This is a genomic window from Pseudomonas sp. MPB03 (genome assembly GCF_046605385.1).
Classification (GTDB): Bacteria; Pseudomonadota; Gammaproteobacteria; order Pseudomonadales; family Pseudomonadaceae; genus Aquipseudomonas; species Aquipseudomonas zanjanensis.
The window spans coordinates 3,202,153-3,227,300 of sequence record NZ_CP176770.1; the positions used below are offsets into that span (position 1 = coordinate 3,202,153).

Below are 25,148 nucleotides of genomic sequence, written 5' to 3' on the forward strand. Positions count from 1 at the left end.
ACACCGAGTTGTCAGCCTTCAGGACTGCTTCGCAGTCCAGCGGGAGCAAGCTCCCTCGCCACAAGGGTTTGGGTGAATCTGAACGTCATGCGCCGGGCCAGGTGTCCGAAAGCCGATAGCCCTGGGGCCACGGATCGGCCGGGTCGAGCAGCAACTGATGGGTCCCGGTGATCCACGCCCGTCCGGCGATGCACGGATAGATCGCCGGGCGTCCGGCCACCTCGGTCAGTGAGTCGATGCGGCAGTGGAATTCGGAGCCGATGATCGAGCGGCCGATAAACCGCTCGCCGACCTGCATCAAGCCCTTGGCCTGCAACACCGCCATGCGCGCCGAGCAGCCAGTGCCGGTGGGGGAGCGGTCGATCTTGCCGGGCTGGATCACCACGGCGTTGGCGCCCGTAGCGATGCCGTCCTCACGGACGATGGGCGCGGCGATCTGGCAGAACGAGATGTGCGACCAGTCGGGGTTCAGCGGGTGCACGAAGCCCAGTTGTTCATTGGCGGCGCGGGTGATCTTCAAGCCCACGGCCACCAGCTCGGCGGCTTCATCGGGGCGAATGGCAAAACCCAGGCGCTGGGCATCGACGATGACAAAGCTGTCGCCGCCGTAGGCGGTGTCCACCTGCAACGAACCCAGTCCCTCGACTTCGATCCAGGCATCGAGGCGGTCGGCAAAGGAGGGTACGTTCTTGATCTCGACCCGTTGCACCTTGCCGTCGCGGCAGTCGGCCATGGCTTCGATCAGGCCGCCCGGGGCTTCCAGCACCAGGCGGGTCTGGGGTTCGGTCATTGGCAGGATGCCGCTGTCCAGCAACACGGTGGCGACGCACAGCGAGTTGGAGCCGGACATCGGCGGCGTGTCGGCCGGTTCCATGATGATCCAGGCCATTTGCGCCCGCGGGTCCTTGGCCGGCACCAGCAGGTTGACGTGGCGGAACACCCCGCCGCGGGGCTCATTGAGGACGAAATTGCGCAGGGTCTGGTCCTGGGCGATCCAGCGTGACTGCTCCCACACCGTGGCGCCGGGGGGCGGCGCGACACCGCCGACGATCACATCGCCGACTTCGCCTTCGGCGTGGCAGCTGATGACATGGATGATTCTGGATGAGCGCATGGATCAAATCCTTGTGTTGTCTGGTCGGGCCTCATCGCGAGCAAGCTCGCTCCCACAGGGTTCAATCGTGTACACAAGTCCGTGTGGGAGCGAGCTTGCTCGCGATAGGGCCATCCGCTATTTCACCGACTTGAGAAAAGCCGCCGTCTCCGGCTGCACCGGATTGCCAATCACCTGGTCCGGCGGCCCGATCTCATGGACCCGGCCATTGCAAAAAAACGCCACGCGGTCGGACACGTCCCGGGCGAAGCGGATCTCGTGGGTCACCAGCACCATGGTCATGCCGTCCTCGGCGAGCATGCGCATGGTGTCCAGCACTTCGCCCACCAGTTGCGGGTCCAGCGCCGAGGTGGCTTCGTCGAAGAGCATGTAGTCCGGCGACATCGCCAATGCCCGGGCGATGGCCATGCGCTGTTGCTGGCCGCCGGAAAGCTTGCCGGGGAAGGCCTTGAGTTTGTCCCCCAGGCCCACGTGCTCAAGCTGTTTCACCGCCAGGGCCTCGGCGTCCTGTTTGCTTTTGCCCAACACCTTGCGCGGTGCCAGCATCACGTTTTCCAGCACGGTCAGGTGGGGGAAGGCGTTCCATTGCTGGAAGACGATGCCGATCTTTTGCCGCAGGCGATTGAGGTCGGTGGCGCGGTCATGGACCTCGATGCCGTCCACGCGGATGCTGCCTTTCTGGATCGGCTCCAGGCCGTTGATGCACATCAGCAGGGTCGACTTGCCAGAGCCGGAACCGCCGATGATCGACACCACTTCACCCTTGTCCACGGTCAGGCTCACACCCTTGACCACTTCCAGGTCACCGAAGGACTTGTGCACGTTTTCGATCTCAATCATTTTCCTGCCACCTTCTTTCCAGGCGTGCGCCGAGGCGGGCGACCACCAGGCTCATGACGTAGTAAATGAGGCCCGCGATGCACAGCACCAGCAGGGGTTCCTGAATGCGCGTGACGATGGTTTGCGAGGCCCGCAGCAATTCGACGATGCCGATCCACATCACCAGGGCGGTGTCCTTCATCACACCGAGCACCAGGTTCAGCCAGCCGGGAAACGCCACCCGCGTGGCAATCGGCAGGACGATGAACCGCAGGTCCTGCCCATAGCTCAGGCCCAGCGACCGGCTGGCCCGGCGGGTGCTCAACGGCACCGCCAGCACGCCTCCGCGGACGATCTCGGTGAAGTACGCGGCGGCGTAGACCCCGAGCACGATGCAACCGACGGCAAACGCGCTGAGGTTCAGGCCAACGATGCTCTTTAGGGAGTTGAACAACACGAACTGGATCAGCAGCGGCACACTGCGAAACACGTCCAGCAGCCAGGCCAGCGGCAGGCTGGCTCGCGGCAACAGCGCCCGCAGCAGGCCGAACAGCAAGCCGGCCAGCGTGCCAAGCACGATCGACCACGCAGTCAATTGCACGGTGACCCAGGCCCCCTCAAGCAGATACAACACGTCGTTAACGGTAAGGCTTGTAGAAAACATGACCCGCCCTCAATAACGGAACAGCCGCCAGGACAACAGCCGGGCCAACCCGACGATCAGCTTGGCGATCAGGTAATACAGCAGCGCCGCGAGGGCGAAGTATTCGAAGGTGCGGAAGGTCTTGACGTTGTATTCCTGGGTCACGCCGGTGAGGTCGTTGTTCAGGCCGACCACCACCCCCAGGGACGTCATCAGCACCGCCCAGACCATCTGGTTGGTCAGCGGGTAGAAGACGATGCGCAACAATTGCGGGACGATGATCATCCGGTAGGCCTGGAAGGCGCTCATTCCCAAGGAGCGGGCGGCGCGCATTTGCGTACCGGGCACGGCCTTGAGGCCACCGCGAAAGTTTTCCGCCAGGTAGCCGGCGTTGTTGAAGGTGATTCCGGCCAGCAAGGCCAGCCAGGAACTGACGTGCAGCCCGAGGGAGCCGAGGCCGAAATAGAGGATGTAGATCTGGAACAGCGAGGGCGTGTTGCGAGCGATGGACACCCAGCCATTGCCCACGCCCCGCAGCAGGCGATTCGGGGCCTGGCGCATCACCGTCAGCACCAGGGCGATCAGCACGCCGAAAATCATCGACAGCGCGGCGGTCTCGAAGGTCACCCAGGCCCCGGCGAGCATGTCGGGCAGCGCGCGCAAGGCCGGGCGCCATTGGAAGCTGTAGTCAAACATGGGTCGGACTTCCCGTGCGGGCAGTGGGTTGCAGCCACGTCGGCGGCTGGCCGTGGGTCGCGGCAGTGCAGGCGGCCTCGACGCAGTCGGCGAGGGCGGCAAAATGCACCCCGCGACCGACCAGGCCCGGTGCGTAGTGGGCGTATTTACCTGAGTTGGTCATCAACGTGGTGGCGTGGGGCGGGATCACCGGCTCACCCAACATGCACCAGCAGGTGTCGGTCACCAGCACCGCGCCAAAGGCCTCGATGGCGGTCAGGTATCCGGCTTTGCGCGCTTGTTCCAGCACTGCTCGGCCGCAGGTGATGGCCAGCACCACATACGGATGCTTGATCCGGCCCGCGCACAAGGTCGCGAGGGCGGCGAATTCGCTGAGGGAGAAATGCGGATTGCCCAGGGACACCACGTCCACCCAATTGTCCCGGGCGCTGTTGAGCTCGCGCCAACTGGCAAGCAGACTTGCGGCATCGACGCTTTCCTGCGGCAAGGTAACGTCCTTCTCCAGGACATCGGCAGGGTCGAGGGCTTCCGGGGTGACCCCGGCGATGTGGAACAACGGTGCGGCGCTGGTGGTGGCGAACGCGGCACCGAAGGCCTTGAGGTCGTCCAGGCTCGGCGCGGCGTGTTCCAGGCCGCGTATCAACGGGATGCGCCGGCCCGCCAGGCTGCCGATGTGATAGCCCAGCAGCGGATAGAAACTGTCATCGACCTGACCCAGCGTCGGCACGTCGACAATCAGCCGGGCCTTGCGTTCGTCGTCGAGATGGCAGCCGGTCAACGGTGCCCGTCCGCACAGGGCGATGCAGATGTCGAGGAAGTCCGGGTACTTTTGCGTGCGCGCACCCAGCACGCTGTTGGCGTAGACCACCGCGTTGGACTCGGCCCAGACGATTTGTTCGCCGGCCTTTGGCGCGGTCTCCAGCAGGTAGGGCGCGCAGGTAAAACTCAGTTGCGCGCCCATCGCCATGTAGGCATCGCCCAAGGCACTGGCCGGTTCGCCCAGGGCTGGATCGACGCCCAGTTCCCGCCAGCGACGCTGGTCCACGGAAATGGCATTGAGGGTGGTGGGGACGCGAACCTTCGCCCCCCACTGCACCAGTTGTTCGGCAAAGCGCAGGCTGGCCGGGCCGGTGTAGATGCAACCGTCGATGTGGGCCTGGGTCACGTCCAGCAACTGCGTGGCGCCCTGGATCTCGGCCATGCGCAGCACGATGTGCATCGCCACTTGGGCCGCCTTGCCGTGGGTACCGTCGAGCAATGCCCGGTCCTGTTCGCTCAGGTCCAGGGTCGAGAAAATGGGCGACGCCGACGGTGCTTGCGAACCTTGCCAACCGTCGTTCGGGCGGCGCCCGGTGAGGGTCAGGACATCGCCTTCGAGGCGGACAAAACCCTGGCCACGCAGCCCATTGAAGGCCTCGTGTCCCACGCACAACACCGGCAGGGACCGCTGGAAAATCACCTGCGCCACCAGCACGCCCAGGGTCAGGATTTCATCGGCTTCGGCCAACACCAGGGCCGCGGGTGCGTGACCGTTGCTGATCAGTTCCATCAAGACGCTGCTGCCGGTGCAGGAGCCGCGTCCGCTGGGAATCGCCAAGACGCGCCCGGCCAGGCGCTCGCCGCTCAAGGGGTGGTGGCGGTCGATGACCTCGCCACTGGCCGGATCGACCCCGCCCCAGAAACTCAGGCCCACCTCGGCGAACAGCAGGGCGCCCTGGGCGGCACCCTCCACCAGGCTGCGGCCTTTCACACGGACAGGCGTGCTTGGCATGGGCCAATCCTCAGTAGTAGACCTGGGGAACGGTCAGGTTGGCCGGCGGGATGTCGGTGCCGACCCATTTGACGAACAGCTCGTTGTAGCGACCCGTGCGCACCTGCTGATTGACGAAGAGGTTCAGGTAGTTGAGCAGACCGTACTCGCTGCGCTTGGCGCCGAGGGACACGTAGTCGATGACGTAGGGGGCGTCACCGGCAATCTTCAAGCCCTTGTATTTGCCCGACTTGAGGGTCGCGGCGGCGACGGTGTTAGTCACCACGGTGGCATCGATGTGTCCCTGGGCGACGGCCAGCAGGGTGTCGTTCTGCGATTGATAGGCGCGGAAGCTGCCGCTGCCCCAGCTCTTCTGGTCCTTTTCCAAGGCGATGGCTTCGTAGGTACTGCTGGTGTTGCCGAGTTTCTTGCCCTTGAGGTCGGCGTAGCTGTTGATACCGGTGTCGTCGCGGGTCAGCACCACCATCTGGAACGCGAAGTAGGGCACCGTCAGGCCGACGGTCTTGGCCCGCTCCAAGGTGTCGGAGGTGGAGGCGACGATGACATCGGCGCGGCCGGACAGCAGCGCGGGGATGCGGTCGGAGAACGGGGTTTCCACCACTTCGGCGTCGACACCGAGGACCTTCGCCAGGTCGTGGCAATAATCCACGTCGAACCCCGCCGGTTTGTTGCTTTCATCGCGAAAGCCCATGGGTGGGAAGTCCAAGGTCACGGCGCAACGTAGCTTGCCGGAGCCGATGATGTCGTCGAGCTTGTCGGCGTGGGCGGGGGCCATGAAAAGCGGGGTAAGGACAACGCTGAGGGCTACGGCCAATGCAGGGTTTTTCATAAATGCCTCGCTGTCGAATAAATGCGGTGAGATATCGTATTGAGGATTTCGTATACGATATTAGATAAGCAATCAGCATGCCTGTTTTGACCTGAGGCGCCGTAATGGCATTGGAGGGTTGATCTAGAGGTGTTTTCGCCGAGCGGTGGCGCATCTGGGCAAGTTGCTACGTTGGCTTGGGGTGTTACAGATGGGAGCAGCCATGGGAGCCGACGCCCCATCAGGGAACACGATCAGCGCTGACTCTCACGGTATTGGCTCGGCGACAGGCTGGTCAGGGCCCGGAACTGGCGGCTGAAGGCGCTGTGGTCGGTGTAGCCGCAGCGCAGGGCGATCTCGGTGATCGGCAGGTCTTGGTCGAGTAACAGCCGCGAGGCTTCCTCCAGGCGTGCCTTGTGAATCATCTGCCGTGGCGTGAGTTGGAAGATGCGCTTGCAGTGCCGCTCCAACTGCGCCACCGACAATTCAGCAATGGCGGTCAGCTCGGCGAGGCTGATGGGGCGGGCGAAGTGCTGCTTGATATAGGCGTCCACCGCCGCCAGTTTGTGAAACGCCGGGTGGCTCGATTGCGGCAGTTGCAGGTCGCGGGAAATGCCGGCCAGGCCGACGATCTGGCCGCTTGGGTCGTGCAGGGCGAGCTTGTGGGTCAGGCACCACACCGGTTGGTTGCCGTAATACAAATGCAGTTCGAGCTGGTCGGCCAACTCCCGCCCGCTGGCCAGCACCCGGCGATCCTGTTCGGTGTACAGCGGGCCGAAGCGCTCGGGAAACACCTGCTCGGCAGTGAGACCGAGCAGGCCGCCACTGTGTTTGAAACCGCAGCGCCGGGCCAGGGTCTGGTTGACGAAGGCGTAGCGGGCCTGCCGGTCCTTGATGAAAAACACCACGTCGGCGAGGGTGTCCAGCAGCGGGGCGATGGGCTGCAGGCTGCGCAACAGGGTGTCGAGGTCGCAGGGGGCGAGGGAGGTGAGCGAGGGGTACATGGCGCCAGATTCCTGAGGGGACTCAGGGATCATAGGGGCAAAGTCATCGAGGCAGGAAGTCCAGGTCCACGCGTTCTACTGTGGGAGCGGGCTTGCTCGCGAAAGCGGTGGATCAGTTAGCATCGATGCCGGATGTGCCGACGCATTCGCGAGCAAGCCCGCTCCCACAGAAGAGTCTGTGTGGGATCAGCTGGGTGGGGTTTCTTCCAACTCCAGCAGGGTCTCGATCCGCGCCGGGCTGAAGGGCGGGTGTGGTGCCGGTGGTGTCCAGCCGAACAGGTGTTCCAGTGCAGCACCGCACACTCGGCCTTGGCAGGCGCCCATGCCGCAGCGGCTGGCCAGTTTCGCTTCGCGCCAGTTTTCGTGGCCGACCAGTTCGCCATAAGGCACGTCTTCACAGCGGCAAACCAGGGTGTCGTCGCGGGCCAGGGACTTGAGCCGTGGATCGAGGGCGAAGGCCGTGTTCAAGGCCCGGGCGAAACCTTGCCAACGCGCGCGGCGAGGCCATAGCTGCTGGGCGGCTGCGCTATTGCCGACGGCGGCATGGCCGGCAATGGCGCCTTCCACTAATGCCAGTTCGCTGCCGCCGAAACCGGTGCATTCCCCGGCGGCGTAATGTTCATGGCGCGTGGTCGCTTGCCAGGCGTCAACCACCAACGCCTGGCCTTCAACCGCGCAGCCCAGGGCCTGGCCCAACTGGGTATTGGGAATGAGCCCGAAGCCACAGGCGAGCCGGTCGCAGGCCAGTTCAATCGTCTGGCCTTGCTGTTGCAGACGCACGCCCTCGAGCCGTTCTCGACCGAGCGCCTCCACCACGTGGGTGTCGGTTCGGTAGTGCGAGTCGAACAAACTGAACGATTGGAAAAACTTCCCCGGCCAGCGCGGCAGTTGCCCGGCGAAACCGGCCACGGCGCCGAAGCTGGCTTGCTCGGCGATGCGCAGCACCTGTGCGCCCTGGTGTTTTGCCGTGGCGGCGCTGGCCAACAGCAAGGGGCCGCTGCCAGCGATGACCAGCCGTTCGCCGCGCACCGGCAAGCCGCCTTTGACCAGCGCCTGCAACCCGCCAGCGCCGGTCACGCCGGGCAGGGTCCAGCCGGGAAACGGCAGCAGCAACTCACGGGCGCCGGTGCAGAGGATCAAGCGTTCGTAGCGGATCTGCCAGCCTCGCTCGGTATCTTCCACCAGTAAGGTTTTATCCGCCGCGCAGGCGATTACGCGAGTGCCGGCATGGCAGCGGACGTTGGCACAGTTTCGCAGTTGATCGCGCAGGTGCCGGGCTGCGCTGGGCAGGTTGGCCTGGGGACCGTCGCGCCAGATCTGCCCGCCGGGCAGTGGGTTGTCATCCAGCAACACGATGTGCGCGCCGCTGCTGGCCGCGGCGAGGGCGGCAGCCATGCCGGCGGGGCCGGCGCCGATGATCAGCAGGTCGGTGGCTTCGTTCATGGTCGGGTCTGCACCTGCATGCCATCGAGGCACAGGGTCTGGCAGGCCAGGCGGCGCCGGCCATCGATCAGCACCCGACATTCCTGACAGATGCCCATGCCGCACAACGGCGCTCGACGCTGGCCGCTGACCGAGGTGCGACTGCAACCGTCCGCGCCCAACGCCAATGCCGCCGCGACGCTGGTGCCGTTGGCGACTGACAGCGGGCGGCCATCCAGGAACACTTCAGGCATGGGTCCAATCCTCCTTGGCTAAGCGAATGTCGTGAGCGCACCCAAAAACCGTGGCGAGGGAGCAAGCTCGCGCTGGGCTGCGCAGCAGACCCAAAACAGGGCCGCTTCGCGCCCCAGCGGGAGCAAGCTCCCTCGCCACAGAGTTGACCCCATTCCCGGAGCAAACGGGGGAAGTATGCCGGGCTTCAGGCATGGGCCGGTTCTCCCAAAAAACGCTGCGGCAGGTAAGGTTGCGCGGCCAGTGGCGAGGTTTCGTCGAACAACTGCGCCACCAGCAGGTCGGCGGTCGCCGGCGCGGTGGTGACGCCCAACCCCTCGTGACCCACCGCCAGCCACAACCCCTTGCGCTGCGGATGTTGGCCCACCAGCGGCAAGCCGTCGGGGCTCGCCGCGCGAAAACCGGTCCAGGCCCGGATGCCGTTCAGATGCGCCAACCCAGGCATGTAGTCGACGGCGCGCTTGAGCATCTTTGCCAGCATCCAGCCTTCCACCTGCGGGTCGACGGTGCCGAACTGTCGCGAGGCGCCGATGAATAATTGCCCGGTCGGGCGTGGCTGGATATTGCATGCCACCGACGGCCCGCTCGCGTTGTGGGCGCTGGTGACGTAGCCCAGCTCCACCAGGGTGTGAGTGACGGTGGCGGGGTAGCGATCGGTGATCAGCAGGTGGCCCTTCTTCGGTTCGATGGGCAGTTCCGGGCACAACTCGGTGGCTTGGATACCATTGGCGAGCACCACCGCATCGGCGCTCAACCAACGCCCGTCGTCGAGGCGCACGCGAGTCCCGTCGACTTCGCTGACGTGTGCCCGCTGCTGGCGAATCCTGGGCGCGTCCAACATCCAGCGAGCGGCGGCCGGGGCGTAGAGGATGCCGTCGCCCTTGATCAGCAACCCGCCTTCCAGCCCTGGGCGCAGTTCGGGTTCGCGCTGATGCAGGGCGGCGCGGCCGATCAGCTCACAGGCTTCGCCATGGGCCAGCAGGTTCAGGTATTTGCTGTGGGCCACCGCCATTTCCTCGGCATTGGTCGCCAGCCACAAGGTGCCGTTATTGCGCCAGGCACAATCGGCGGGCAGGGCTGGCGCCAGTTCGCGCCAGCGTTGCAGGGAGTATTGGCTGAGGGCCAGTTCCGCCGGGTTGTCATCCAGCACCAACAAATGCCCCATGCCAGCCGCCGTGGCGCCGTGCCAACCGGCGTCCAGCACCAGCACGTTGACGCTACGTCGGGCCAATGCCTGGGCGCAGGCCGCACCGATAATGCCCGCACCGATGATGATCACGTCGGCGACATGGCCCTCGCTCACAGACGAATGCCCCAGGCGAACGGGTCATCCGCTTCGATGATGAGGGTGGTTTCGGCGCTGATGTAGGCGCGACCGCGAATGGTCGGCACGATGCGCTCGCCCGCCTGTTCGTAGGAGCCTTCGAACTCGCTGCCAATGACGCTGGCCTGGCGCCAGATCTGCCCGGGTTGCAGTTTTCCATCGGCGGCCAGGCACGCCAGTTTGGCGCTGGTGCCGGTGCCGCACGGGGAGCGGTCATAGGCCTTGCCCGGGCAGAGCACGAAGTTGCGGCTGTCCGCTTGCGGGTCGTCGGCGAACAGTTCGATGTGGTCGATCAGGCCGCCATCCTCACCGCGAAAACCCTGCTGCTCCAAGGCTTGCTGCACGGCGTAGGTGTAGGCGGTCAACGCGTCGAGGTTATCGCCGGCGACACGCTGGCCATGCTCGGCGATCAGGAAAAACCAGTTGCCGCCCCAGGCCACGTCGCCCACCACCGGGCCGATGCCGGGCACCTCCAGGGCCAGCGCCTGGCGGTAACGGTAGGCCGGCACGTTGCGCACGCTGACCGAGCGGTCTTCGTGCAAGGTCGCCTGTACCGTGCCCACCGGGGTTTCGATGTTGTGCACGCCGGGGCCGATCCTGCCCAGGTGGGCCAGGGACGCCACCAGGCCGATGGTGCCGTGGCCGCACATGCCCAGGTAGCCGCTGTTGTTGAAAAAGATCACGCCGGCACAGGCGCTCGGGTCCACCGACTCACAGAGCAGCGCCCCCACCAGCACATCGCTGCCCCGGGGTTCGAGCACGCAGGCGCTGCGCCAGGTGTCGAACTCCGTGGCCAGGCGTTGCTTGCGCTCGGCCATGGTGCCCTGGCCCAGGTCAGGAAAACCGTCGGTGACCAGGCGGGTCGGTTCGCCGCCCGTATGGGAATCGATCACGGTGATGCGTTTCATGGGAGGGCCACGTCCGTTCAGATGAGTGACGGTAAGCGTGGCCCGCGCCAGGGGATGACGGCTTGAGGGTTTTAACTATCGCCGATGACGAAATCGGCACAGTACCAATGTATCAATGGCTGGAAGGCAGGAACTTGAACAAGGTTTCGCAGACCCCGGCGATGTGCTCGTCCAGCAGCGCCACGGCCTGTTCGACATCACCGGCGCGGCAGGCCTTGATGATTTCCCGGTGCTCATGATCGGCACGGTCCTTACCGGCCGACAGGCTCATCTGCATGCGCAAGTACCGCTCCAGCTTGTCGTGCACCGAGCGGATCAGGTTCACCATGAAGGGCCGTTGCGCTGGCTCGTAGAGGCAGGCATGCAGTTGCCAGTTCAGTTCGGCCCAGCGCCCGACGTCGTCTTCACCGATGAACTCCTGGCAGATGCTTTCGGCGCGGGCGAAGGTGTCTTCGGTCATGTTGGGAATCGCCAGGCGCAGGACTTTGTCTTCCAGAAGCATGCGCACTTCGAACATCTGCGCCAACTCCGCCTCGGAAATGCGTGTCACCATCGCCCCGCGATTGCGCTGGAACATCACCAGGCCCTCGGCCTCGAGACGCTTGAGGGCTTCGCGCACGGGAATCTTGCTGACGTTGAACTGCCGGGCGATGTCATCCTGGCGAATCGGCTCGTCCTCGGCAAAATGCCCGGCCACGATGGCATCGCGCAGGTGGCGGGTGATGATTTCCGAGGTGGACGGGGTGTTGCCCAGGTCAGGCAGGTTGAACTTGGATAAAGTCACGGCAGCGGGTCGTTCGGCTTAGGTGGGGATATGGTATACGACTTTGCCGGACCGAGTGTCCCGGGGCGGCGTCAGCCAGCCCTGTTTGTACCGGGTATAAAGTGGACTCTGTGGCGAGGGAGCTTGCTCCCGCTGGGCTGCGCAGCAGACCCGAGATTTTGCGATTGCTGCGCAATCGAGCGGGAGCAAGCTCCCTCGCCACAAAGGTTTTATGTTTAGCCATGGGACAGGTGGGCTACATAAGCCTGCGTTCGGACGATGCGCCATCCCGTGACAACCGCCCCCGCCAACAACGCCAGGCCAAACACGATCAACGCCACGTCAGCGCCGAAAGCGTCAGCCAGCAACCCGGTCACCACCACCGGAATGCTGAACCCGACATAGGCGAACAGGAAGAACCCGGCACTGACCCGGGCCTTTTCCGCCCCAGCCATGGCCGTGATGGCCGACAACCCGCCCAGGTAAAGGAAACCGTAGCAGGCGCTGCTGGCCCCCAATGCCCCCAGCAGCACGGCGAACAGCGAGCCGACGCTCGCGCCCCAGGCCAGCAACGCGTAGCTCGCGGGCAGGATCAACAGGCCCAGACACGTAGCCCTGGCCGGTTGCAGACGTCGCACCCAAGGCTGGAAGAGCAAGCCGCAACTGATGACCGTGAAGGTCGACAGGCCAGACCAGCGCTGCAAATCATGGGTCGCCAGCACGGACGGCAATAGGGCGATGACCAGGCCCGACGTCGCCCAGGCCAACAGCATGGAAAAACTGTAGGGCAGGCTGCCAGCGGGAAACAACGGCAGGCGCAGCAGCGGCGCGTCTTTGATTTTCAGCACCGGGTCCGGGAGCCGCCAGACCACGACGATCGCCAGGGCGGCCAACGCGAGCTGCAACCAGAAGCTGCCAGGCGTGGCGCTGTGATGGACGAACAGGAACAGGCTGGTCAACGCTGCCCCCAGGCCAAAGCCCAGGGAAGTGCTGGCGGTCACCCGGTTGGCCGGTGCGCGGGTATCGCTGGTTGCCATGAGCTCGGCCATATAGGCGGTCGACGTAGCCGAAGCCAGCCCGGTGCCGACCCCCATCATCAGGCGCGCCACGCCCAGCGCCACCAGGTTCGGCCAGAGGATGGTCACCAGCGTCGCCAGCATCGACAGCCCGAGGGCGACCAGGATCAACGGTTTGCGGCCCACCCGGTCCGCCAGCCCACCGAACGCCAGCAGCACCGGGAGCACGCCCAGCACATAACCGGAAAACGCCACCGCCGTGGCCCCGGCGCCGTAGCCGGACAACTGCGCATAGGTGGTGTACAGCGGCGCCTGCAGGTTGACCGCGAGGGTGATCAGGCAAAGACCGAAGGCCAGTCCCCAGGAATGTCGATGCGATGGGTTCAAAGGTGTTCCTTAAAGGGTGTGCATGAAGTCCCGGGGACTATCACTGCCGGGCACAACGCAAACAAGGAACAGCCGCCAGCCATTTGTGTTTAACTGTTTTCCGGAAAATCGAGAACACTTGACCAAGAGTGCCCACCGTGGACCTGAAGATTGATCGCAACGTTGCCGAGCCGGTGATCCGCCAGCTCGTGACGCACCTCACGGGTTGGATCGACGCCCATGGCATTCGCCCCGGCGCACGAATGCCGTCGATTCGCCAACTGGCTCGGGAAAATAGCCTGAGCCTGTCGAGCGTGATCAAGGCCTATGACCAACTGGTGGCCAGCGGGGTGCTGGAGTCCCGGCATGGCGCGGGCTTTTTTGTCGCGCAACAGTTGGCCCGGCCGGTGCAACCGCCACCTGATACAGATAACCCGTCGTGGCAGTTGTTCGACAATGAATCGACCCAGCTCAAGCTCGGTTGCGGTTGGCTGCCTGACGCCTGGCGCGACGACGCCGACCTGGGCCAGGCGATCCGCCAAGTGGTGCGCAGCGACAACCACGCATTGTTCAACTACAGCACCCCGTTGGGTTCGCCTCATCTGCGCCTGCACCTGCAAAAACGCCTGGGTCTGATCGACATCCACGTCGACCCGACACAGATCATCACCACCCAAGGCGCCAGCCAGGGCCTCGACCTGCTGGTGCGAACCCTGCTCAAGCCCGGTGACCTGGTGCTGGTGGAAAGCCCCGGCTACTACAACCTGTTCAATTTGCTGAAATTGCACGGAGTGAAGACCGTGGCCGTGCCGAGAACCGCCCAAGGCCCGGACATCGCCCGCCTGGAACAGTTACTCGGCGAGTACAAACCCTCGTACTTCTTCATCAACAGCATGTACCAGAACCCCACCGGCACCAGCCTGGCGCCGAGCGTGGCCTACCGCTTGCTGCAACTGGCGACGGCCCATGACTTTCGCCTCATCGAGGACGACATCTACGCCGACTTCCAGAATGGCCCGACGTCGCGCCTGGCTTCCCTGGACGCACTGGAGCGGGTGATCTACCTGGCGAGCTTTTCCAAGACGCTGTCCAGCTCGCTGCGCATCGGTTACGTGGTGGCCCAGCCCGACATCATCCAGCGCCTGGCCGAGGTCAAGATGGTGACCGGTATCGGTTGTTCATTGCTGGCGGAAAACGTAGTGGCGACGTTGCTGGCCAACGGTGCCTACCGCAAGCTGATCCAGCGCTTGCGCCAGCGCCTGAACAAGCAGATGGCAAGTACGCTGCGCCAACTGGACCCGGCCCACTGGGAGATCTTTGCCGAGCCGATGGGGGGCCTGTTCATCTGGGCCAGGCCGCGCTGCCTGGCGGCGCAGCGGGTGCAGCAGATCGCCCGGGAACTGCAGATCCAACTGTCCCAGGGCTCGACGTTCCTGCCGCAAGGGGAGGTGTGTGATTGGCTGCGGTTGAATGTGGCTTATACCCAGGATGTTCGTGCGCAGAGGTTTTTCCAGCGTGTCGAGGAGGAGTCGATTGCGGTGGGGCAGTAGGGTTTGGGCAGATTGATCCGGCGCCATCGCGAGCAAGCTCGCTCCCACATTGGATTTTCGGTGACACGGAGCTCATGTGCACCACAACCCCCTGTGGGAGCGAGCTTGCTCGCGATGACGGACTGACCGGTCACAAAAAACATGGGTGTTAATGGGAATAGATATCAAACAACAATGAGTTACTGTATCTTTCGCGACACATTCTTGTCAGCCTCCCGATGTGGAGGCTTTTTTCCATTAGGATTGTGCATCGATGCGTCGGATTCTCGTTTCACTGTGTGTGCTCCAAGCTTATTCCATTCCCACCTGGGCCGAAGAGCCGATCCCTGCCAAGCCGGCCTCCCTGGAGTTGCAAGCCACCGATATCGTCGGCAATCCAGACTATGAAACGGCGCAGGGCCCGGTGAAGGGCTATCACGCCACTCGTTCGGCCAGTGCGACCCGTACCGACACGGCGATCCATGAAACCCCGCAATCCATTTCCGTCGTTTCCCGCGATGTCGTTGAAGACCTCAGTGCCACGCGCCTGCAAGACGCCCTCGATTACGCCGGCGGCGTAGGCCGGGCGAACAACTTCGGCGGCCAGGGCCTGACCACCTTCACCGTCCGCGGTTTCACCACCGGCGAGTTCTACCGCAACGGTTTCCCGATCAACCGTGGCTACCCGAACATGCCGGACGCCAACACCATCGAACGCCTGGAAGTCCTGCGTGGCCCGGCTACCATGCTCTATGGCCGTGGCGACCCGGGCGGTACCTTCAACGTGGTGTCCAAGCAGCCGTTGGCCGAGCGCACGGTGACCCTGGGCAGCCAGGTCAGCGACCAGGGGATGCGTCGCGGCACGCTCGATGCGTCCGGTCCGTTGGACGAAGAAGGGCGCCTGGCTTATCGCTTGAACGTGGTGGGTGAGGGCGGCGATACGTTCCGCGACCACGTCGAGACCGAGCGTTACGGCATCGCGCCGGTGGTGAGCTGGCAGGTCAACGACACCACGCGCTTGACCTTCGAAGGCGATTTCATGCGCAACAATGCGCCGCTGGACCGTGGCCTGACCCATTACGCCGGCCAACGTGGCACCGCGTCGCGGGATACGTTCTTCGGCGAGAAAGACGTGGGCAAGCTGCACAACGACAACAACATGCTGCAGGTGCGTTTCGAGCACATGCTCAACGACGATTGGACCCTGGCCGGCGGCACCCAGTGGCTCGACGGCACCTTGCAGGGCAACGCGGTGGAAGGCAACGGCATCGGTCCAGATGGGCGCACTCTGGGTCGTAACTTCAACTACCGCAAGCTGGAATGGACCGACCGGGACACCCAACTCAACCTTACTGGGCATTTTTCTACTGGCGGGTTCGAGCATACGTTGCTGACGGGGATCGAGTATGAAGACTACGATTACCAGTCGATCATCCGGCGTTCCGCTGGCGGCACAGGTGCCTACCCGATCGATATCTTCGATCCGGTGCATGGCCAGCCACGCCCGGCATTGACGCGCACGCCTACCAATGACCAGGAAAATCTCAAGACGTTTGGTATGTTCGTCCAGGATCAGGTGGCGTTGACTGAGCGTTTGAAGGTGTTGGCAGGGGCGCGTTTCGAGCATTTCGAGCATGAGTACGAATCCTTCGTCCCTCAGGCTCGGCCCGGTAGCCGTAACTGGGACAAGACTGAAAATGCCGTCACCCCACGCCTGGGAGTGATCTACGACCTGACCGATACCGTGGCTGTCTATGCCAATACCGCCCGCTCGTTCAAACCCAACACCGGTGCCGCCCTTCAAGGCGGGGGATTCAAGCCGGAAGAGGGCAAGTCCTATGAAATGGGCGTCAAGTGGGAAGCGCCGGATCGTCAGTTGAGCGTCGACGCGGCGATCTACCAGATTGAAAAGCGCAATGTGCTCACGCCCGACCCGTTGGATCCCACCTTCAACGTGGCCGCCGGGGAAGTGCGCAGCCGTGGCTTTGACTTGAACGTGGCGGGCAACCTGACGCCGGAATGGCGCGTGATCGGCGGTTATGCGTATGTGGATGCCGAAGTGACCAAGGACATCAATATCCCGTCCGGCACCCGCTTGCTCAACGTGCCCAAGAACTCCTTCAGCCTGTTGAACGTCTACGAGTTCCAGGACGGCGGCCTCAAGGGTCTCGGCCTGGGCCTGGGCGCCAAGTACGTTGATGAGCGGGCCGGCAACACGGCGGCCAGCACCTTTACCATGGACAATTACACCGTCGTCGACCTGCTCGGCTACTACAAGGTCAATGAGCGGATCCGCGTTAACCTGGACCTGAAGAACCTGTTTGACGCCGACTACGAAGAAGGTGCATTCGGTGGCGTCTACGCCTATCCAGGCGCACCGCGAACCGTGCAGGCTGGTATCTCCTACACGCTCTGAATCCGTTGCGTCACGAAAACCCCGAAGGCCTGGCCTCCGGGGTTTTTGTTTTTTGCCACTTGCCTGTTTACCACTTGCCTGTGCTCATCCCGCCGTCCACCGGCAGTATCGCGCCGGTCGTGAAATCAGCACCCGCCAGGTACAACACGGCCTCGGCAATTTCCTCGATGGTGCCCACACGACCGGCCGGGGCCAGGTGGTTGAGGAAGTCGCGGTGCGCCGGGTCGTGCATCGGCGTGTCAATAATGCCAGGAGCAACCGCGTTGACCTTGATGTTGTGGGGCGACAGTTCCAGGGCCAGGGCGCGGGTCATCTGGTTGACACCGCCCTTGATCAGCACCGGCAGCGCGGCCGGCACCTGGATGTTCGGTTGCAGGGCCACGGCAGCTGAGATGTTGATGATGAAGCCTTGCTGGCGCCCGATCATGTGCGCGGCAGCGGCCTGGCTGGCAAAGACGAGCCCCTTGAGGTTGGTGTCCAGCAGCGCGTCCAGGTCCTGGGGGCTGTATTCGACGAAGGGTTTTGGCAGGAAGAAACCAGCGTTGTTCACCAACCCGTCAACGGCGCCGAACGCCTCGACGGCTTGGCTAATGAGGGCGGTTGAGGTGGCCGGGTCGGAGATGTCGCCAGCCACGCCGAGGAAACCGGCCGGGTGACCAAGCTCGGCGGCGGCGGCGTCCAGGCCGGACGGGGAGCGGGCGTTGCCCACCACGTTGTAGCCTCGAGCGAGGAATGCCTTGACCAAGCCCAGGCCGATACCGCTGGAAGCGCCGGTGATGATGACGGTTTTGTTGAGGCTCATGATTGACTCCTGATCACATTGAGTTGAACCGGTGCGCCTGTGTTGGCGGTGGTTGAGCTCAGGGTATTGATGCGCCAGGGTTTGATAAATAAGGCTTCCGGTACTTGAGTTGATACGTCATGTAATCAATTTCGAACACCCATAAATCCCTGTGGGAGCGGGCTTGCTCGCGAAGGCGGTGTGTCAGCTACAGAGTTCTGACTGAAACTCTGTCTTCGCGAGCAAGCCCGCTCCCACAATGTTCCCGGCTGATCGCAAAATCCGCGTTCGCCAGCAATCCCTTGTGGGAGCGAGCCTGCTCGCGATAGCGTCAGGCCAGTCAGTACTGATATAGACTGACACACCGCTATCGCGAGCAGGCTCGCTCCCACAGGGTCGGCGGGTTGGCAGGCAGAAAAAAGCCCGGTCAGTTGGACCGGGCTCGGGAGGGGCAAGCCTTATTCCTTGGGAAGACTTCGATACTCCGTCGTCGTCATCCCCGCATATCCCCAATTATCCGTGTCGACTTCTTCGATCACGATATGGGTCAAATGCGGGTCCTTGCCCAGCACGCGCTGGAGGGTTTCGGTGATTTCGGAAATCACCTGGGCTTTCTGTTCACGGGTAACGCCGTCTCGGGTAATTCGCACATTGACGAAAGGCATGGTGCACTCCAACTGATGGGAAATGGACGCAGGCCAACGCCCGCGTGTTGCAAGGCCACTGTATTTATACGCCACGTACTGATAAACAGGCATTTGGAAACTTCAGTTGATACGCGGTGTAACGAATCATGAAGCGTCATTTCGAAGACCTGCAGTTGGGCAGCATAGAACTGTTCTGCCTCGCGGCAGAGGCGGGCAGTTTCACCGCGGCGGCGCAGTTGGCAGGCGTTACGCCTGCGGCAGTGAGCCGCTCGATCTTTCGCTTGGAAGAGCGCCTGGGCTCTCGGCTTTTCGTGCGCACCACCCGCAGCATCCGACTGACCGAAGCCGGCAGGATCTATTTCGAGCAATGCCGGCAAGCGCTGACGCAACTGGTCGAGGCGCAACAGGAAATGATGGGCGCGCAATCGGTGCCGTCCGGGCAACTGCGCATCAGCCTGCCCACCACTTACGGCCACTATCGCATCCTGCCCTTGCTCCCGGCTTTTCGGGCGCTGTACCCGCAAGTGACGGTGGACCTGCACCTGAGCAATCGAAACATCGATTTCGTTGCCGAAGGGTATGACCTTGCCATCCGGGTGCGGGCCCAACCCGATTCGTCGATGATCGCCCGGCTGCTGGAAGACGCGAAGCTGGTGGTGGTCGCCTCCCCGGAGTATCTGCGCAAGGCCGGCACGCCGCAGGTGCTTGAAGACCTGGATGACCACGAGTGCATCCAGTTCGAACTGCCCAGCAGCGGGCGACGGATTTCCTGGCTGTTCAATGTCGAGGGCAAGGAGAAGGAAGTGTTCGGACAGGGCGGGTATTGCTGCTCGGATGATGTACTGGGCGGGGTGACGTTGGCCAAGCATGGCGCAGGATTGTTCCAGACCTACAAATTCATCGTGGAACAGGAGCTGGCCAACGGGCAGTTGCTGGAGGTGCTAGCGCCGTACGCGGGACGTTCGCGTCCGTTCACGTTGCTGTATCCCCATGGGCGGTACGTACCGCAGCGGGTGCGTGCTTTTGTGGATTTTCTGCTGCAGTACCGGGAGCAGTGGGCCGCGACTTGAGGTGATTGTGATCTGTGGCGAGGGGATTTATCCCCGCTGGGCTGCGAAGCAGTCCTTGCTCAGACTGCTCGGTGTGCCAGATTGAACACCCGCTGCTGTTGGGGCTGCTGCGCAGCCCAGCGGGGATAAATCCCCTCGCCACAATGGATCACCACGCGCTCAAATAATGCGCTTGCCGCAGAGATTCTGGGCCTAGCCCGCTATCAGAACCGAAACGCCTGACGCCCGATCAGCAGCCACTTGCCATTCTTCTGCTTCTGCCAGATCTGGAAGTTCTCGATCTCCGTCGGCACCACTTCAGTGCCCTTGAGCGCCTGGGCCGAGAAGTGATTGCGCACCAGCGCCACATCACCGGACAGGGTGATTTTCTGATTTTTCATTTCCAGGGTCTTGAACGCACTCTTGCCCGTTTCGATGTCGGCGATGAAGGCTTTCTTGTCCTGGATGTTGCCGCTGGAGTGTCCATAGGTCAGGTTCTCGGCGGCCAGTGCCTGGAGCTGGGGGATGTCTTTGTGCAGCATGGCTTGGGTCAAATGATCGACCGCCTGGGCCACTTCCTGCTCGGGCGATGTAGCGGCCGTAGCGTAGCCGCCGAACAGGCACAAGAAGCCGATGACCAATGTCGCTTTTTTCATGGGGATTTCCTTGTTGTTGTAGGTATCAGGAACGCGAGCGAAGCATGCTCGTCGGTCATCGTACAACCTGAAGTGAGGCGTTGGCAAACCAGCCGGGCGCATGGCTCAAGAGCGCTGATAATGTGGCGAGGGAGCTTGCTCCCGCTGGGCTGCGCAGCAGCCCGAAAAACCTGCTCCCCATAAACCTGGCACACCTCGGTGTCAGTACCAGGGGCTGCTTCGCAGCCCAGCGGGAGCAAGCTCCCTCGCCACGGGTTTCACAGGCCACAGTTCGATCGTTCCCACGCTCCAGCGTGGGAATGTCGCCAGGGACGCTCGGCGTTCCGCTTCTGGAAGGTGACGCAGAGCGTGGGAACGATCAAACGATCAAAGTCCAATCGGTCTATGAGGAACCGCAGGTCAATATCGGGCAAGGTGCCATTTGATAACGCAACAAGTTGTAGCCGGCCAACTGTAGGAACATTCCCCAAAGCATCCGCCAACGTATTATCTACGGCATGAGCTCGTTTAATATCGATGACCCCGGAGCCTCCCATAAGACACTGTATTTACACCAATACAGCCCCAATAAATAACGAAGAAAAAATCGACCCGTTTAATTGTCGTAAACATATCCAGCGCGACACGTTTAAATACACTCCACATTACGCCTGAAAGGCTACGAGACCTTGCGTCCTTACTTACGCATGCGTCAGAATCCGCTGGCTTGTGCGCTTTGCCCCTGGCCTCTATCGTTTACCTGCCACTGCCCATCAGTGGTCGGGTTTAGTAGCCCATCAGGTTTGGTGAAGTGCTTGAGCACTGTTCAGTCAGGTCATTTATATGCCTGAACTAAATGGTGGTTGTGCGCAGGGCGTCCTCGGGCGCGCCGGGTTTTGCCAATCCTGCCGGTCTACTAACCTGCGTACAGCCGCCACCCTTCTTTTAGTAGAGAACGGTTGCAGCTCCAATATAGGATTGTCAATTATGTTCAAAGTAACTCCCAACCCCCCGGATATCGACTCGGTACTCTACGGCGACTCTCTCGACCCTGAAAAGTTGAAAGAGGCGGCAGACCGCGCGCTCAAGCACTACCTGAACCCCGGGGCAACGAAAACGCAGATACAGCCCCGCAGGCCCAGCACGATCTTCACCATCGACGCAGCGGTGGATGACGAAACGTTACTCGTTGAGGCGTGCGAATCCTTGGCATCCGCCAGCGTGATGGTCAGCGACCTCACCGATTTGACGGACGGCCCAAGACGCCAAACGATGCTGGTGCTGCAACGGGTCATCATGTTGGGTGAGTTAGCGGTCAATCGAGTACTGGATAACCACAAGCCTGGGTAATCGCCAGGTAGTGTTGTGGGGCGCTGCAAGCGCCCCCACAACCTAAGTCCACGAAGCCCGGTGGAACGTTGGGTTCCGTCAGCCACTGCCAACCCCATGGGCCTTGTTGCTCCGCCTTCACAAGCCTTCCCGAACCGCCCCCCGAATCCCTTCCAGCAACATCGTAAACGCCGGGTTGTCATTGTCCTCCCGCCACACCAGGTGCAACTCACTCTGCACCCCTTCGCCCAAATCGATCTCGCGAAACACCACGTGCTTGAACACCACGCTGCTGGCGCAACGCGGTACCAGGGCCAGGCCCATGCCGGCGTTGACCAGGGCCAGGATCGTCAGCGACGACCCCAGCCATTGCACGAATTGCGGTGCGACCCGGGCCGAGCGCAGCATGCCGGTGAGCAGTTCGTTGAAGGGCGGGTAGGCGGCGTGGGAGTACATCAGGAACGGTTGTCCGTCCAGGTCCTGGACGCTGACGGTTTCAGCGCTGGCCAGCGGATGACCCGCAGGCACCGCCAGCACGAAGGGTTCGCGCACCAGGCATTCGGTGGCGTAGCCGGTTTCCAGCAGCGGCGAGCGGACGATGCCCAGGTCGATGCGCCGGGCGCGCAGGGCTTCGTGCTGTTGGTAGGTGTTCATTTCCGCCAGGACGATTTTGACCTGGGGCTGTTTCAGCCGGGCCTCGGCAATCACCTTGGGCAAGAACTCGTACACCGCGCTGCCGACGAAGCTGATGGTCACCGAGCCGATGTCACCCTGGGCGAAACGCCGGGCCGCCACGGCGGCTTGTTGCGCCTGTTCCAACAGGTTTTGTGCTTCGATGAAAAACGCCCGGCCGGCGGCGGTGAGCGCCACGCTACGGGTGCTGCGGGTGAACAGTTCGACGCCCAGGTGATGCTCCAGCAATTGGATCTGCCGGCTCAGCGGTGGCTGGGTCATGTTCAGGCGTTCGGCGGCTCGTCGGAAGTTGAGTTCGGTCGCCACGGTGGTAAAGCAGCGCAACTGGGCCAGTTCAAACATTGATTCAATCCAGGTATCAATCAAGTGCCAAGTTAGATTAGACGGGAACAATCCGCCGCGTCCATCATCGTCCCGTTCCCCACAAAAACAACGATCGGGAGGCACCCTTGAATAACGTAACGGACTCCACCCATGACAACACCCTGGCGCTCGCGGCGGCCAAGGTCAAACGTCATGTATTGCCGTTGGTGGTGGTGATGTTCATCGTCAACTACATCGACCGGGTCAACATCGGCTTCGTGCGCAGCCACCTGGAAACCGACCTGGGCATCGGCGCCGCGGCCTACGGGCTCGGTGCGGGGCTGTTCTTCATCGGCTACGCGCTGTTCGAAGTTCCGTCCAATATGCTCTTGCAACGCTACGGCGCACGCGCCTGGCTGACGCGCATCATGTTCACCTGGGGCGCGGCGGCCATGGCCATGGCCTTTGTGCGCGGCGAGACCAGTTTTTATGTGCTGCGCTTCATCCTCGGCGCGGCGGAGGCAGGGTTCTTTCCCGGCATCATCTATTACTTCACCCAATGGCTGCCCGCCAACGAGCGCGGCAAGGCGATGGCGATCTTCCTCAGCGGCTCGGCCATCGCCTCGGTGATTTCCGGCCCGGTCTCCGGCGCCTTGCTGCACATCAGCGGGATGGGCCTGCATGGCTGGCAGTGGATGTTCCTGATCGAAGGTTTTGCCTCCATCGTGCTGTGCGGGTTCGTCTGGTTCTGGCTGCAATCGCACCCCAGCCAGGCCAAATGGCTGACGGCCGAAGAGAAGACTGTCCTGATCGCCGCGATTGCCGAAGAACAGCGGGCTAGGGAAGCCACGCAAGTGATCAAGCCGTCGATGTTCAAGTTGCTGGCCGACCGACAGATCGCGCTGTTCTGCTTCATCTACTTTTCCATCGCCCTGACCATCTACGGCGCCACGTTCTGGCTGCCGAGCATGATCAAGAAAATGGGCAACCTGGGGGACTTCCAGGTCGGTCTGCTCAATTCCATTCCGTGGATCATTTCCATCGTCGCGATGTACGGTTTTGCCGCCCTGGCCGGCAAGTGGAAATTCCAGCAGGCCTGGGTCGCGGTGACGCTGGTGATCGCCGCGTTCGGCATGTTCATGTCCACCACCGGCGGGCCGATCTTTGCCTTCGTGGCGATCTGTTTCGCGGCCATCGGTTTCAAGGCGGCCTCGGCGCTGTTCTGGCCGATTCCCCAGGGCTACCTGGATGCGCGCATCGCGGCGGCGGTGATCGCCCTGATCAATTCCATCGGCAATCTTGGCGGCTTCGTGGCACCGACGGCCTTCGGTTTCCTGGAGCAGACCACCGGGTCCATCGAGGGCGGACTGTATGGGCTGGCGATCACTTCCCTGGTGGCCGCCGTGGTGATTTTCTTCGCCCGTACCAAGCCGGGCCGCGATAAGCCGAATTCACTGTCCGGCCGACCGGAAAAAAACCAAGCCTTGAACCCTGGCCCATCGGGAGCCGCTGTATGAAGATCAAACGCGTCACCGTCACCCCCATCGCTTTTCGCGACCCACCCTTGCTCAACGCCAGCGGTATCCATGAACCGTTCGCGCTGCGCTCGATCATCGAGATCGAGAGCGACAACGGTTACATCGGCCTGGGGGAGAGCTACGGCGATGCCCCGGCCCTGGCGATCCAGCAGCAATTGCAGAGCCAGTTGATCGGCCTGGACCCGTTCAACCTCAACCAGTTGCGGGCCATCGTCCAGGCGACCGTCGCTGCGCAGAAACCGGCCAGCGTCAGCGGTGCCGAATTGGCGCCGGGTTCCCATGCGAGCAAGGCGGTGAGCAATGCCTATTCGGCGTTCGAAGTGGCGTGCCTGGATTTGCAGGCCCATTACCTGAACGTGCCGTTGGTGGACCTGCTGGGCGGCGCGATCCGCGACGAGATTCCGTTCAGCGCCTACCTGTTTTTCAAGTACGCCGAGCACATCGATTCGCCGTACCCGGCCGACAATTGGGGCGAGGCGCTCAACGAAGAGCAGATCGTCGCCCAGGCCCGGCGGATGATCCAGGACTATGGCTTCAAGAGCATCAAGCTCAAGGCTGGCGCCCTCGATCCGGAGCATGAAGTCGCCTGCATCAAGGCGCTGAAACAGGCGTTTCCCGGCTACCCGTTGCGCATCGACCCCAATGGCAACTGGTCCCTGGAGACCTCGATTCGCATGGCCGAGCTGCTGGGGGATGACTTGCAGTATTACGAAGACCCGACGCCCGGGCTGGAAGGCATGGCCGAGCTACACAAGCGCACGGGGCTGCCGCTGGCGACCAATATGGTGGTCACTGATTTCGACGAGTTCCGCCGCAGCGTGGCCCTGGACAGCGTGCAGATCGTATTGGCCGACCACCATTACTGGGGCGGCCTGCGGGACACCCAGGTGTTGGCGAAAATGTGCAGCACTTTCGGCCTGGGCGTGTCGATGCATTCCAACTCGCACCTGGGCATCAGCCTCATGGCCATGGCCCACGTCGCGGCCGCGGTGCCGAACCTGGACTATGCCTGCGACACCCATTACCCGTGGCAGGAGCCGGATGAAGAAGTGATCAAGGGCGGCAAGCTGCCGATTGTCGACGGCTGCGTGAAGATCACCCGGGCGCCTGGGCTTGGCTTGGAGCTGGACCGGGATCAACTGGGCAAGCTGCATGAACAGTTCCTCAGTTGCGGCATTCGCCAGCGCGACGATGTGCGGCAGATGCAGCGTTACCGGCCGGATTGGAAGACCGTCAAGCCGCGGTTCTGAGCCGAAGGCGAGGGGCCTGCTGCGCAGGCCAGCGGGAGCAAGCTCCCTCGCCACAAAAGCAACACGGTGCAA

Annotated in this window: 23 protein-coding genes; 6 read left to right on the plus strand and 17 right to left on the minus strand. The window is 62.8% G+C overall.

The features are described from left to right. Positions 1-85: 85 nt before the first annotated feature. The 13 genes from ACLH0I_RS14135 to ACLH0I_RS14195 all read right to left on the minus strand — a co-directional run bounded on the left by ACLH0I_RS14135 (position 86) and on the right by ACLH0I_RS14195 (position 12,927). On the minus strand, positions 86-1,114 hold the full coding sequence (locus ACLH0I_RS14135; protein ID WP_411387414.1) for a trans-3-hydroxy-L-proline dehydratase: 1,029 nt from the start codon (positions 1,112-1,114) through the stop codon (positions 86-88). A gap of 117 nt (positions 1,115-1,231) precedes the next feature. Further along, complete coding sequence (locus ACLH0I_RS14140; RefSeq protein WP_092172955.1) at positions 1,232-1,954, minus strand: amino acid ABC transporter ATP-binding protein; 723 nt, start codon at positions 1,952-1,954, stop codon at positions 1,232-1,234. Beyond that, complete coding sequence (locus ACLH0I_RS14145) at positions 1,947-2,597, minus strand: amino acid ABC transporter permease (RefSeq protein WP_411387415.1); 651 nt, start codon at positions 2,595-2,597, stop codon at positions 1,947-1,949. Before ACLH0I_RS14145 ends, ACLH0I_RS14140 begins: the two co-directional genes overlap by 8 nt. A gap of 9 nt (positions 2,598-2,606) precedes the next feature. After that, positions 2,607-3,272 (minus strand): amino acid ABC transporter permease, encoded by a 666-nt coding sequence (locus ACLH0I_RS14150; protein ID WP_057452167.1) that lies wholly within the window; start codon positions 3,270-3,272, stop codon positions 2,607-2,609. Then, positions 3,265-5,043, minus strand: coding sequence for an aconitase X (locus ACLH0I_RS14155; protein ID WP_411387416.1), 1,779 nt, complete (start codon positions 5,041-5,043; stop codon positions 3,265-3,267). Before ACLH0I_RS14155 ends, ACLH0I_RS14150 begins: the two co-directional genes overlap by 8 nt. Positions 5,044-5,053: 10 nt before the next feature. Then, positions 5,054-5,872 (minus strand): transporter substrate-binding domain-containing protein, encoded by an 819-nt coding sequence (locus ACLH0I_RS14160; protein ID WP_186728578.1) that lies wholly within the window; start codon positions 5,870-5,872, stop codon positions 5,054-5,056. 233 nt (positions 5,873-6,105) lie between these two features. Further along, on the minus strand, positions 6,106-6,855 hold the full coding sequence (locus tag ACLH0I_RS14165; protein ID WP_411387417.1) for a helix-turn-helix domain-containing protein: 750 nt from the start codon (positions 6,853-6,855) through the stop codon (positions 6,106-6,108). A gap of 186 nt (positions 6,856-7,041) precedes the next feature. Next, on the minus strand, positions 7,042-8,298 hold the full coding sequence (locus ACLH0I_RS14170) for an FAD-dependent oxidoreductase (RefSeq protein WP_411387418.1): 1,257 nt from the start codon (positions 8,296-8,298) through the stop codon (positions 7,042-7,044). Then, positions 8,295-8,531, minus strand: a complete 237-nt coding sequence (locus ACLH0I_RS14175) for a 2Fe-2S iron-sulfur cluster-binding protein (protein ID WP_250963184.1) — start codon at positions 8,529-8,531, stop codon at positions 8,295-8,297. The genes ACLH0I_RS14170 and ACLH0I_RS14175 overlap by 4 nt, the downstream gene beginning before the upstream one ends. 185 nt (positions 8,532-8,716) lie before the next feature. Beyond that, on the minus strand, positions 8,717-9,832 hold the full coding sequence (locus tag ACLH0I_RS14180; protein ID WP_411387419.1) for an NAD(P)/FAD-dependent oxidoreductase: 1,116 nt from the start codon (positions 9,830-9,832) through the stop codon (positions 8,717-8,719). Further along, entirely contained in the window at positions 9,829-10,761 is a 933-nt protein-coding gene (locus tag ACLH0I_RS14185) for a 4-hydroxyproline epimerase (RefSeq protein ID WP_411387420.1), read from the minus strand. Before ACLH0I_RS14185 ends, ACLH0I_RS14180 begins: the two co-directional genes overlap by 4 nt. Positions 10,762-10,873: 112 nt before the next feature. Beyond that, complete coding sequence (locus ACLH0I_RS14190; RefSeq protein ID WP_411387421.1) at positions 10,874-11,545, minus strand: GntR family transcriptional regulator; 672 nt, start codon at positions 11,543-11,545, stop codon at positions 10,874-10,876. Between the two features lie 215 nt (positions 11,546-11,760). Then, entirely contained in the window at positions 11,761-12,927 is a 1,167-nt protein-coding gene (locus ACLH0I_RS14195; protein ID WP_411387422.1) for an MFS transporter, read from the minus strand. A 137-nt stretch (positions 12,928-13,064) separates the two neighbouring features. Between ACLH0I_RS14195 and ACLH0I_RS14200 the strand changes: the two genes are divergently transcribed. Together ACLH0I_RS14200 and ACLH0I_RS14205 are read left to right on the plus strand one after the other, a co-directional pair. Beyond that, complete coding sequence (locus tag ACLH0I_RS14200; protein ID WP_411387423.1) at positions 13,065-14,456, plus strand: PLP-dependent aminotransferase family protein; 1,392 nt, start codon at positions 13,065-13,067, stop codon at positions 14,454-14,456. A 253-nt stretch (positions 14,457-14,709) separates the two neighbouring features. After that, positions 14,710-16,851, plus strand: a complete 2,142-nt coding sequence (locus tag ACLH0I_RS14205; RefSeq protein ID WP_411387424.1) for a TonB-dependent siderophore receptor — start codon at positions 14,710-14,712, stop codon at positions 16,849-16,851. Positions 16,852-16,918: 67 nt separating this feature from the next. On the opposite strand, the gene ACLH0I_RS14210 is transcribed toward ACLH0I_RS14205, so the two are convergent. Together ACLH0I_RS14210 and ACLH0I_RS14215 are read right to left on the minus strand one after the other, a co-directional pair. Continuing rightward, positions 16,919-17,653, minus strand: a complete 735-nt coding sequence (locus ACLH0I_RS14210; RefSeq protein WP_186728586.1) for an SDR family NAD(P)-dependent oxidoreductase — start codon at positions 17,651-17,653, stop codon at positions 16,919-16,921. A 437-nt stretch (positions 17,654-18,090) separates the two neighbouring features. Next, positions 18,091-18,297 carry a tautomerase family protein gene (locus tag ACLH0I_RS14215; RefSeq protein ID WP_025213530.1) on the minus strand — a complete coding sequence of 69 codons (207 nt, stop codon included), beginning with the start codon at positions 18,295-18,297 and terminating at the stop codon, positions 18,091-18,093. A gap of 128 nt (positions 18,298-18,425) precedes the next feature. On the opposite strand from ACLH0I_RS14215, the gene ACLH0I_RS14220 reads away from it, so the two are divergent. Then, complete coding sequence (locus tag ACLH0I_RS14220; protein WP_411387425.1) at positions 18,426-19,349, plus strand: LysR substrate-binding domain-containing protein; 924 nt, start codon at positions 18,426-18,428, stop codon at positions 19,347-19,349. Positions 19,350-19,552: 203 nt separating this feature from the next. Here ACLH0I_RS14220 and ACLH0I_RS14225 read toward each other — a convergent pair whose 3' ends face one another. After that, positions 19,553-19,984, minus strand: a complete 432-nt coding sequence (locus tag ACLH0I_RS14225; protein WP_250963176.1) for a nuclear transport factor 2 family protein — start codon at positions 19,982-19,984, stop codon at positions 19,553-19,555. Between the two features lie 966 nt (positions 19,985-20,950). Here ACLH0I_RS14225 and ACLH0I_RS14230 point away from each other — a divergent pair. After that, a complete protein-coding gene (locus tag ACLH0I_RS14230) occupies positions 20,951-21,313 on the plus strand; it encodes a DUF6124 family protein (protein WP_411387426.1) in 363 nt (120 codons plus the stop codon). Positions 21,314-21,430: 117 nt separating this feature from the next. Here ACLH0I_RS14230 and ACLH0I_RS14235 read toward each other — a convergent pair whose 3' ends face one another. Beyond that, a complete protein-coding gene (locus ACLH0I_RS14235) occupies positions 21,431-22,327 on the minus strand; it encodes a LysR substrate-binding domain-containing protein (RefSeq protein WP_053184675.1) in 897 nt (298 codons plus the stop codon). 107 nt (positions 22,328-22,434) lie between these two features. On the opposite strand from ACLH0I_RS14235, the gene ACLH0I_RS14240 reads away from it, so the two are divergent. Beyond that, positions 22,435-23,805 carry an MFS transporter gene (locus ACLH0I_RS14240; protein WP_411387427.1) on the plus strand — a complete coding sequence of 457 codons (1,371 nt, stop codon included), beginning with the start codon at positions 22,435-22,437 and terminating at the stop codon, positions 23,803-23,805. After that, positions 23,802-25,076 (plus strand): glucarate dehydratase family protein, encoded by a 1,275-nt coding sequence (locus ACLH0I_RS14245; protein ID WP_250963173.1) that lies wholly within the window; start codon positions 23,802-23,804, stop codon positions 25,074-25,076. The genes ACLH0I_RS14240 and ACLH0I_RS14245 overlap by 4 nt, the downstream gene beginning before the upstream one ends. Positions 25,077-25,148: the final 72 nt, after the last annotated feature.

Excerpts from the sequence above, each read along its gene's own strand:
- ACLH0I_RS14135 (WP_411387414.1), bottom strand. The coding sequence starts at position 1,114 with ATGCGCTCATCCAGAATCATCCATGTCATCAGCTGCCACGCCGAAGGC.
- ACLH0I_RS14140 (WP_092172955.1), bottom strand. The coding sequence starts at position 1,954 with ATGATTGAGATCGAAAACGTGCACAAGTCCTTCGGTGACCTGGAAGTG.
- ACLH0I_RS14145 (WP_411387415.1), bottom strand. The coding sequence starts at position 2,597 with ATGTTTTCTACAAGCCTTACCGTTAACGACGTGTTGTATCTGCTTGAG.
- ACLH0I_RS14150 (WP_057452167.1), bottom strand. The coding sequence starts at position 3,272 with ATGTTTGACTACAGCTTCCAATGGCGCCCGGCCTTGCGCGCGCTGCCC.
- ACLH0I_RS14155 (WP_411387416.1), bottom strand. The coding sequence starts at position 5,043 with ATGCCAAGCACGCCTGTCCGTGTGAAAGGCCGCAGCCTGGTGGAGGGT.
- ACLH0I_RS14160 (WP_186728578.1), bottom strand. The coding sequence starts at position 5,872 with ATGAAAAACCCTGCATTGGCCGTAGCCCTCAGCGTTGTCCTTACCCCG.
- ACLH0I_RS14165 (WP_411387417.1), bottom strand. The coding sequence starts at position 6,855 with ATGTACCCCTCGCTCACCTCCCTCGCCCCCTGCGACCTCGACACCCTG.
- ACLH0I_RS14170 (WP_411387418.1), bottom strand. The coding sequence starts at position 8,298 with ATGAACGAAGCCACCGACCTGCTGATCATCGGCGCCGGCCCCGCCGGC.
- ACLH0I_RS14175 (WP_250963184.1), bottom strand. The coding sequence starts at position 8,531 with ATGCCTGAAGTGTTCCTGGATGGCCGCCCGCTGTCAGTCGCCAACGGC.
- ACLH0I_RS14185 (WP_411387420.1), bottom strand. The coding sequence starts at position 10,761 with ATGAAACGCATCACCGTGATCGATTCCCATACGGGCGGCGAACCGACC.
- ACLH0I_RS14205 (WP_411387424.1), top strand. The coding sequence starts at position 14,710 with ATGCGTCGGATTCTCGTTTCACTGTGTGTGCTCCAAGCTTATTCCATT.
- ACLH0I_RS14210 (WP_186728586.1), bottom strand. The coding sequence starts at position 17,653 with ATGAGCCTCAACAAAACCGTCATCATCACCGGCGCTTCCAGCGGTATC.
- ACLH0I_RS14215 (WP_025213530.1), bottom strand. The coding sequence starts at position 18,297 with ATGCCTTTCGTCAATGTGCGAATTACCCGAGACGGCGTTACCCGTGAA.
- ACLH0I_RS14220 (WP_411387425.1), top strand. The coding sequence starts at position 18,426 with ATGAAGCGTCATTTCGAAGACCTGCAGTTGGGCAGCATAGAACTGTTC.
- ACLH0I_RS14225 (WP_250963176.1), bottom strand. The coding sequence starts at position 19,984 with ATGAAAAAAGCGACATTGGTCATCGGCTTCTTGTGCCTGTTCGGCGGC.
- ACLH0I_RS14230 (WP_411387426.1), top strand. The coding sequence starts at position 20,951 with ATGTTCAAAGTAACTCCCAACCCCCCGGATATCGACTCGGTACTCTAC.
- ACLH0I_RS14235 (WP_053184675.1), bottom strand. The coding sequence starts at position 22,327 with ATGTTTGAACTGGCCCAGTTGCGCTGCTTTACCACCGTGGCGACCGAA.
- ACLH0I_RS14245 (WP_250963173.1), top strand. The coding sequence starts at position 23,802 with ATGAAGATCAAACGCGTCACCGTCACCCCCATCGCTTTTCGCGACCCA.